This window comes from uncultured Nitrospira sp. (genome assembly GCA_902500695.1).
In the GTDB taxonomy this organism is placed as follows: Bacteria; Nitrospirota; Nitrospiria; order Nitrospirales; family UBA8639; genus Nitrospira_E.
Genome location: CABVRQ010000037.1, coordinates 29,660 through 38,593, shown reverse-complemented (window position 1 = coordinate 38,593; position 8,934 = coordinate 29,660). Strand labels below are relative to the sequence as shown.

Annotated in this window: 6 protein-coding genes; 5 read left to right on the top strand and 1 reads right to left on the bottom strand. The window is 51.3% G+C overall.

Annotated elements, in window-relative coordinates:
- Positions 1-201 precede the first annotated feature (201 nt).
- On the top strand, positions 202-1,404 hold the full coding sequence (locus tag AAH187_RS10935) for a pyridoxal phosphate-dependent aminotransferase (RefSeq protein ID WP_342348491.1): 1,203 nt from the start codon (positions 202-204) through the stop codon (positions 1,402-1,404).
- 89 nt (positions 1,405-1,493) lie between these two features.
- On the top strand, positions 1,494-2,969 hold the full coding sequence (locus AAH187_RS10930) for a carboxypeptidase M32 (protein ID WP_342348490.1): 1,476 nt from the start codon (positions 1,494-1,496) through the stop codon (positions 2,967-2,969).
- Positions 2,970-3,004: 35 nt separating this feature from the next.
- Here the strand turns inward: AAH187_RS10930 and AAH187_RS10925 are convergent, their stop codons facing one another.
- The gene (locus tag AAH187_RS10925; protein ID WP_342348489.1) at positions 3,005-4,471 is read right to left on the bottom strand and encodes a sigma-54 dependent transcriptional regulator; all 1,467 of its coding nucleotides are present in this window, start codon (positions 4,469-4,471) and stop codon (positions 3,005-3,007) included.
- Positions 4,472-5,016: 545 nt separating this feature from the next.
- On the opposite strand from AAH187_RS10925, the gene AAH187_RS10920 reads away from it, so the two are divergent.
- The 3 genes from AAH187_RS10920 (at position 5,017) to AAH187_RS10910 (ending at position 8,934) form a co-directional block, all read left to right on the top strand.
- Positions 5,017-5,583: a GNAT family N-acetyltransferase gene (locus AAH187_RS10920; protein ID WP_342348488.1), complete on the top strand. Its 567-nt coding sequence runs from the start codon at positions 5,017-5,019 to the stop codon at positions 5,581-5,583.
- 116 nt (positions 5,584-5,699) lie between these two features.
- Complete coding sequence (locus AAH187_RS10915) at positions 5,700-6,947, top strand: ATP-grasp domain-containing protein (RefSeq protein ID WP_342348487.1); 1,248 nt, start codon at positions 5,700-5,702, stop codon at positions 6,945-6,947.
- On the top strand, positions 6,940-8,934 hold the full coding sequence (locus AAH187_RS10910; RefSeq protein ID WP_342348486.1) for a hypothetical protein: 1,995 nt from the start codon (positions 6,940-6,942) through the stop codon (positions 8,932-8,934). The genes AAH187_RS10915 and AAH187_RS10910 overlap by 8 nt, the downstream gene beginning before the upstream one ends.

Sequence of the window (8,934 nt, the reverse complement as noted above, 5' to 3'; positions counted from 1 at the left end):
AGTCTCCGAATCTCATTCTTTCGGTATCCACCACATATGTCTTCCTGGCTGGTGTTATGTTGAAGTTGAAGAACTTCCCTGAGATCTCCTATTCTGGCGAGTCCCTCAATTTTTCACATGTTGTCGATTGATATATGGCCGGCGATTGGAATCGCCAACTCTCCCTGGGTATCTATTAATTTCTTAATATGAAGGTAAGCCATGCCATTGTTTGGTGATACGAATAAACCCATGACCTTCAACCCTCCCTCCAGACTGGACCGGATCGGACCATCCCAGATTCGCGAAAATATGCGAATTGCCATGGAGCATGACGCGATTAATCTGGCTCAAGGTCGTCCCGACTTTCCCACCGCGCCTGTGGTGAAACAAGCCGCGATTGATGCCATTACGAATGATCACAATCAATATTCCGTGACCTGGGGATTGGCAGAATTACGCGAAGCCATTGCCAGGCATGTGCATGAACGTCATGGTCTCACCTTTGATCCTGAGACAGAGATCACCATTACCTGTGGTGTGACGGAAGCGATCGTGGCGGCCATGCTGGCGTTAGTCGAGGTTGGCGATGAAGTCATCATCATCGAACCCGCCCACGAAAATTACGTTCCCGCTGTGTATTTTGCCAGCGGGACGCCACGGTTTGTGACCCTTCGCCCACCTGATTACGCGTTACCGCTTGATGAACTTCGGTCAGCCATCAGCCCACGTACCAGAGCCATTATTTTGAATACTCCTCATAATCCCTCCGGTCATGTGTTCACGCGGGAAGAACTGAACGCCATCCTGGCTCTGGCCGATCAGCATGGGATCTATGTGGTGACAGATGAAATCTATGATCACTTGTACTACGAACCCTATCGGCATATTGCGCCGGCCACGCTTGCGCCTGACTGGAAAGGCCTTGTCATCACCGGGGGCTTGTCCAAAATTTACGCGGCAACCGGATGGCGTCTTGGCTATGTCCTGGCCTCCAAGGATGTGACGGATGCGATCCGGACGGTACATGATTATCTCACGATCTGTGCGCCGACGCCCTTCCAATACGCGGCGGTCACGGCTTTGGCGTTACCTGATTCGTACTACACCGACCTCCGTGCAAGATTTCTTCGACGTCGGGACCTCACCATTCAGATGCTGACTGACAGTGGATTTGAGCCCTATGCACCTCAAGGGGCTTATTATCTTTTAGCCGGCTACGGGCCATGGGAACACAAGGGTGATTCCCAATCGTTTGCCACACGGTTGATTACGGAGGCGAAGGTGGCGGTGGTTCCAGGTGGCGCCTTTTACTATCAGGCGACAGATCTGGGACAGCACCTCGTCCGTTTTGCCTTTGCCAAAACGAGCCAGGTTCTCAAACAAGCCGGCGGGAATCTCGCAAAGGCGTTTCACAATCGTTGAGGGAGAAATTCCGTGAACGGACCGCTGGCTTCTCATGAAGATCCTCCCATCTCTAAGGCAATCATCTCGTTAAACGAAGGGATTAGTGTATGACCACAGCAGCATGGGATGAACTGTCTCAGCAAATTGCTGAATTAGATACTTTGGCCGGCATTGGAGGTTTACTGGGTTGGGATCAGCAAGTGACCCTACCTTCAGGGTCGGCAGGGGGCCGTGCCCGACAGAGTGAATTGATCGGGCGGTTGTATCACGAACAGGCCACGTCACCTCGACTGGGTGAACTCATTGAGGCGGTGGCAGCTCTACCTGATCCGACTTCCGAGCAACAAGCCGCGGTTCGTAATATGCGCCTAACTTACCGCCGGGCGACTTGTGTGCCGTCGAAATTGGCCAGCAGGATTGCAAATGCCAGCGCCAGTGGTGTCGCCGCATGGGGCGAAGCGAAAAAAGAAAAAAATTATCGTCTATTTGCAGAGAGCCTCCAGACGAATGTGGACTTGGCACTCGAGCGAGCACAGGCCATTGACCCCAACCGGCATCCCTATGATGTCCTTCTTGAAGATTACGACCCCGGCACGACCGTCGAGGATTTACGACGGATGTTTGGCGCGCTCCAACAAGGCCTGACTGATATTCGGCAACAGGCTTTGGCCGGGAAAGGATCGGTCGCCTTTACGGAACATTTTGATAGGGCCGCACAACTGGCGATGCACCAGGATGTCATTAAAGCCGTGGGGTACGACACGACACGGGGAGCGTTGCACGAGGCGGAACATCCGTTTTCATGCCGGGTGGGCAGCAGGGATGTGCGTATTGCCACGCATGTTCACGAAGGGGATCTGCTCAGCGGGTTGGCTGCCACGATGCATGAACTCGGCCATGCGCTGTACGAACAGGGTATTCCGGAGGGACCAGGAGGATCAGCCGTGTATGCGGCAACGTCAACCGGCATGCATGAATCTCAATCCCGTCTGTGGGAAAACATGATTGGACGATCCCGGGGGTTTTATCGGTGGCTGCGGCCGGTGTTTACCAGACATTTTCCTGACAAGGCCTTTGATCCGGAATTGGTTTTCCTAGCTTCCAACCGGGTGAAGGCTGGTAGCATTCGGATTTTTGCGGAGGAAGTGTCTTACAACCTGCATATCATTTTGCGGTTTGAAATGGAGCTCGCCTTATTGGAACGACGCATCAGGGTGGAGGATGTTCCGGCCGAATGGGCGAGATTGAGTGAACAATTCCTGGGAGTGCGACCGAAGGATGATGCGGAAGGCGTCTTGCAGGATGCCCACTGGGCGGGTGGGGCCTTTGGCTATTTCCCGAGTTACACCCTGGGAAATCTTTACGCGGCTTCGCTCTTTGCCGTCTTACGCAAAAGCTTCCCCGATCTTGAACACCGCATCGAAGAGGGGGATTTCGCGACCATTCTGAATTTTTTGCGGGAACGGATCCACCGCCATGGCCACCTATATGAAACACCGGATCTTCTCAGAAAGGCCGTGGGCCCACGGGACCATGTCGAAGATTTGTTGAGCTATCTCCGTGACCGGTATATCAATCCTTGAATGCCTTTTCTCCTCATCCATCCTGGGAAATAGGTTTATCCTTTTAATTCTGAATTCTTGTTTCGAAAATATTGTTTGTCGATTTGGTAGGCATTGAGTTTACGCAGGAGCGTTCGGCGACTCATGCCGGCCTGATTGGCGGACTCGGCAATCCGACCGCTATTTTTGGACAGCACGGTTTCCAAATATTCTTTCTCCAGGGTGGCGAGGTGTGGCTCAAGGTAGGCCGCCAGTGTAAGGGACGGATTTATGGGCGGAGTGTGATCACTCTGGCTTTGGACGGGTTGATTCACGCTTTCCGTTTCAAGGGCTGTCGGAGCTGAAGAAGACCCGGGAATATCCTGTGAATACAACACCTCAGCCAGATCTTCCGCAGTCAATTCACGGTTGTGGCCTTTTAAGACCAGACGTTGCGTGAGGTTTTCCAGTTGTCGGACATTGCCTGGCCACGTCTGTTCTAAGAGAAGATCCATGAAGGATTGGTGCAATTCCGGACAGTCCATTCCATAGTCGGCACAGACACGCTTCAGAAAATGCCCGAACATATAGAGGATATCCTCCGGTCGTTCCCGTAATGGTGGCACCTCTAAGCGAATGACATCAAGGCGGTAAAAGAGGTCTTCGCGAAAGGAGCCGGTTTGAACGGCGTTGGCCAAGGAGGCGTTCGTCGCGGCAATGACCCGGGCGTCAATTGGTACTTCATGATGGGAGCCAACCGGCCTCACTGTCTGTTCTTGCAAAACCCGCAAAAGACTCAGTTGTGTTTGAACCGGCATATCTCCAATCTCATCCAGAAGGATGGTGCCGCCATCGGCATACCGAAATAATCCCTGTTTTTGTTGATGAGCGCCGGTGAATGACCCACGTTCATGGCCGAACAGTTCCGATTCGATAATTTCCGGACTGATCGTGCTGCAATTGACGGCCACAAATCGCCCGGTGCGCCCTGACTGCCGGTGAATCGCCCTGGCCAGTAAGTCTTTACCCGTTCCGGTTTCCCCCACAATTAACACCGTGGCGTCAGAGCTTGCGGTGCGAGTAATGGTTTGGAAAATATCCCACATGGCTCCGTTACGGCTAAGAATGCCCTCAAAGCTTCCCAGTTTATTTCGGATATCACGCAAATCTGGTGTATCCGGAGAATATTTTTGATTGGTCTGAATAGCCTCTATGGTTTGATGAAGTTTTTCATGTGAATCCTCGTAAATCACATCCGTTGCGCCGTTTTTCAAGACAGAATGGACATAGCCGGCATCGGCGCCTGGTTTAAACACCAGCACATCAAGATAGGGTCTGTGTTCCTGTATGGTCTTCATCATGTCAAACATCCGGGAGTCTCCTAGATGTTGACCGTCGAGTATAACCAGGCGGGTCTGGGATCCAATCTCCAGGGTCTTCACATTTTCCGGGATTTCCAATCGGGCAACCGCAAGACCTTCACGATTCAGAGCTTGTTCCAACTCTGGAGAACCCAAAATGACAATAGAGGTAGAATCTGGCATTGAGACAATATTGTCTCATAATATGAAAATGAGTCAAGTATGTCCCAATTGAAGGGACATTGCAGTCCCAAAATTCAATAAATTTACAAATATCAATGATTTAACTGATGGAACAGGTCTTGCGATGTGATTAGGTAAATAGAGGTATGGATAGATGAATTTTCAGCATTGCCATAAAACATTACCTTAGAAATGAAATGTTGGAATGTCTGTGAGGTGTGCGGGTTTTATCAATTCGGTGATCGAGCCAAGACCATTTTGTCCGGTTGCGCTTGAGAACCACATGCTGGGGGAATGTGAATGCGGTGTGCCGGAAGCTCGCATTCACCTTCGTAAATTACGAAAACGGAATAAAGGCTTCTATTTGTTTTCGTAGCAAGAATTCAAAATCTTACACAATGCGGAAATGTTGGTGTGAATTAAAGGGTTGCTCACACCAATTTTCCCTCCAAAAACAATTATAAAAAATAGGCAATGACCCTCGGACCCGGCTCTTTAAGAGCATGAGTCCGTGTCACAATTTTTTTAAAAAAGGATCGATCTTCATGATGCAAAATCAAACGGAAATTGGAGAACGTCTACATCGGAGAAACGGTAGAAGAATTATTCATCGGGGCCTGGATATTCAGCCGGCCAAACGTCATGAGATGGTTGTTGCCGCCAATATTCTCAGGTCTTCTGCCGACTGGTATCGACCCTTTCTTCATGAAAAGGATATGGCGGAGCATGAGGTGGATGAATCCTGGGGAGAGAGAGAGTTTGCACGGCGGCAGTTTTATATCGGGCGGGAAGGGAATGCGCCGGTAGGCATCGTGTCTTCGCAGTCAGTCGGAGACATGTTTTATATCGGATACATCTATGTTTATGATCACCAAACTGGCAAAGGGTTTGGGCCTCAATTACTCAATCACGTCCGTGATGTGGCTTGGCGCGAGGGGAAACGTGGCATGGTGTTAATTGCTCACCCCAAGGCTTTTTGGGCCACGCGCTCCTATCGCCGGTTCGGCTTTGAATGCATTGCGACCACTCGTGACCAAGTCTTAGAGTGGCGCGGCGGTTGGTTGAAACCCTATTATGAAGAGGGTTTTGAACTGTACCAATATCTGTTCTAACACACCTTTCCTCCCAAACGAGCCAGTCATTATTCCTGATGGGTTCTCCATTTGTCTGCTGGCAGCGACAGCATGGAGGAGTTTATTTGATATGTCCCCCACCTAAGGAGGTCTGCATGGAAAAGAGCGCACCAAAGGTAAAAAAAGCCCGGGTAGTAAAGAAGGCGCCGGTCGCTTTGCTCGGCTATAGCTTGGAAACGATGGAAGCCGCAAAGGAACACAACATCCCCTTCGTCGCGGTGGTACCGGAGGGTTTCGATATCGCATTGAAAGAGGATGGGGTTGATGTGGTGACCTGGGACTTTTATGTGCACAACCAGAACTCAGACCGACTCTATGAAAAGTTGGTGGAGCGGGGGGTGAGTCATGCTGTGCCGCTGTATGAAGAAACGGTGGAATGGGCCGGGTCTCTCAACACCCGTCTACTGAAAGATCCACGCGCCTTTCAACGGGCTCTGCTGTTCCGAGACAAGGCCATGATGAAGCGCAATGCGCAAATGAACGGCATTCGTGTCGGGGTTTTTGAAGAGATTCGCTCACGGGAAGAAGCTCTAGCGTTTTTTGATGACATCAATGAGGCCAGACTTCGCTTGCAAGAGGAAGTGCCCGAACCGGTTCATTTGAAACCTCTGTCGGCGGCTGGCAGTGTGGGCCATGTGTTTGTTCGAAGCCGACAAGACATCACCTCCCTTCCCGACGATGCCTTTCCATGTCTGGCCGAAAGCCATTTGGCCGGTCAGGAATTTTCGGTCGAAGCCTTTATTCATAAGGGCAAAATCGAATTTATGAATATTACCGAGTACGTGCATCTGGGCTATTCCCAGATCGTGCCGGAAACGCCGAAGCTCAGCAAACAGCGGACAAAGATTCGTAAGGCGATTGAAAAACTCATGAAGGCATTCGGCATCGTTAATGGTATGATTCATCCGGAATATTTTCTGGATCAGGAGGGGGAGTTGCATTTTGGGGAGGTGGCGGCTCGTGTTCCCGGCGGCCATATATTCGAACTCATTCAACGTGCCCATGGTTTTAATCCCTATGCGGCTCTGTTGTTATGCTCCGATCCCAATACCTCCAAAACAGAATTAGACCGATTTTTCCCAAAAGAAAAAGACCATAAAATTTTTGCGGCTAACTTAATGGTGTATCCTCGAAAAGCCAGCGTCCATCAACTCCAGTTTCCCAAAGAATTGGAAGCCCATCCGTATATGGACCGGCATACCATGTTTGAACCCGTCACCGCCAAAGTGGCAGAGCGCGTGGGTTTCGGTAACCATTATGGGACGGTCTTCCTTGCTGGAGAAGATCCGGAAACTCTGCGTGAACTCGTACAGCGCTATGAGGAGTATGATTTCTATGAGTGATTCCCCCAAGGGCTCGTCTCAGCCTGAATTAACGGCCGCGACTGCCCGTCAGGAGCAAGCCCTACTTCCGGCCCTTGAGGCCTTGGAGCAGGCGGAGCCATTTGCCAAGGCCAAGTATCAGCCAGAGGTCGTTCGTCGTGCCACGGATTTGTTTGAAAGCGACGAAGGACTGCAAATCGTGAGAGGACAGGCCCACCGTTTTGACTCCGCTGGGGTTTTTCATGCCGGACCCTGGGAACATCCTGACCGGCTCCTGCCCGAGTTGGTGGGTGGGGGGCTCCGTGCCGAAGGGCAGTATTCGTCATTAGAAATGCTGAGCGAGCTTCGGGTTTTATCCATTGCAGCCGGTGACTCGCAACACCCGAAATTTTCTGCGCAACTCGCTCAATCTTTTTTACAGACGGTCATGGGGCTCAATCTCGATTTGTTGTACGGCAGTGAGACCGAGGAGTCTCGTCTGCGTCCGAAGGTCTATGCACGAGCGCGCAGAATATTAGCCATGATTGAACAAGAGATTTCCTCGGAAGGGTTGCTGGAACACGTTCTTGATGATATCGATGCGCGAGTCGCCCAGCGACCGATTGATGTCAGCCTTACCTTAAAAATGATTGAGCAAGCCAAAAACATTCAGAAGGATCCAGATCCCAAGCTGGCCGCCAGACTAGACCGGTACATCAAGGCCACGGGTCCTCCCACACCACTGGCCAAGAAAGCAGGCTCTCCCACGGACTATCGCACTCTCCTTGCCAAAGCCACCGCGCATGAGATTGAAAATGAGGCGAAGGTGGTCGGGAAATTATTGACGCTGACCGGTCTATCCAGCGAATACCATGTCGCATTCCTCCAGCATGTCCTCAAGAATGAAGAAACGGGAACCCTGGCGATTGCCTTGGATTTGACCGAGGTCGGCCAGGCCCATATGGAACAATATCGGGAAAAGGTCTTTGAGTTAATGCGCCTGACCATTCATCCCGCCACCAGTTGGATTATCTATGGATTTCAACAGATGTTGGAGCGGATGCTCCTGGCACGACCAGAGGTCGCTGATGGTCTGACCAAATTGCTTAATCTTGATTTGTGTTCTACTGCCCAACACGTAACCAAGAAGCATCTGCCCCGTGGGACTGGGATTACCGCCAATGCTGCCATTGTGGGTGGAGCCATTGCCATATTAGGGCAGCCGTTGGGAGTGGGCCAGGGAAACAACCCGACCTGTCAGGGCGCCCGAGCCCTGAGTCTCTGGAGTCTCCATGATCCTGGATACTTGCTCCAATTACTGACCAGCGCGGCTCGGGACGACACTGTTGAATTCCTTTTTGAGGGGCTGCCGATCTTATCCGGAGAAATCGGGGGAGGAGTCGCGGAAGGAAAATTTGATTTGAAGCTCGATCCGGTGTCACGCATTCTGGTTCCCCATCTCGATCGTATCTACGATGAAAAGATGAAGCGTGCGGCATTACGGGGTGAGGACCCACACAAATGGGTGAACCCGGCTTTGTACGGTCGGTGGGTGGCGACCAGTCTGGCTTCAATTACTATGATTAACCAGACAGTCTCCGGGTATGAGGAATTTTTACGGTTATTTTATGCCACACATCATCCCTTATATGACGGGGGGCATGATTTGGTGTACCCGAATCCAGTTGGGCTCCTCATTACCAACGTCCACGGGGTGTTTTTAGGATATCACGCCGTCTCCATTCAGCGTGTGGCCGAGGATGAAGAGGGGAAGGTTCGTGTCTATTTTTTCAATCCGAATAACGAGGGCCGTCAAAATTGGGGGAGAGGGGTTGAACCGTCTGTGGTCGGTCATTGGGAAATTCCAGGAGAATCGTCATTAACCTTCGAGCATTTTGCCGCCCATATTTATGCGTTTCACTATAATCAGATGGAGGTGGGTGACCCAAAGGCCGTTCCGGCCGAAATTCTTGCCGAGGTAACTGCACATGCCAAGGAAGGTTGGGGGCAGGCCTTCACCTGGTTGTAA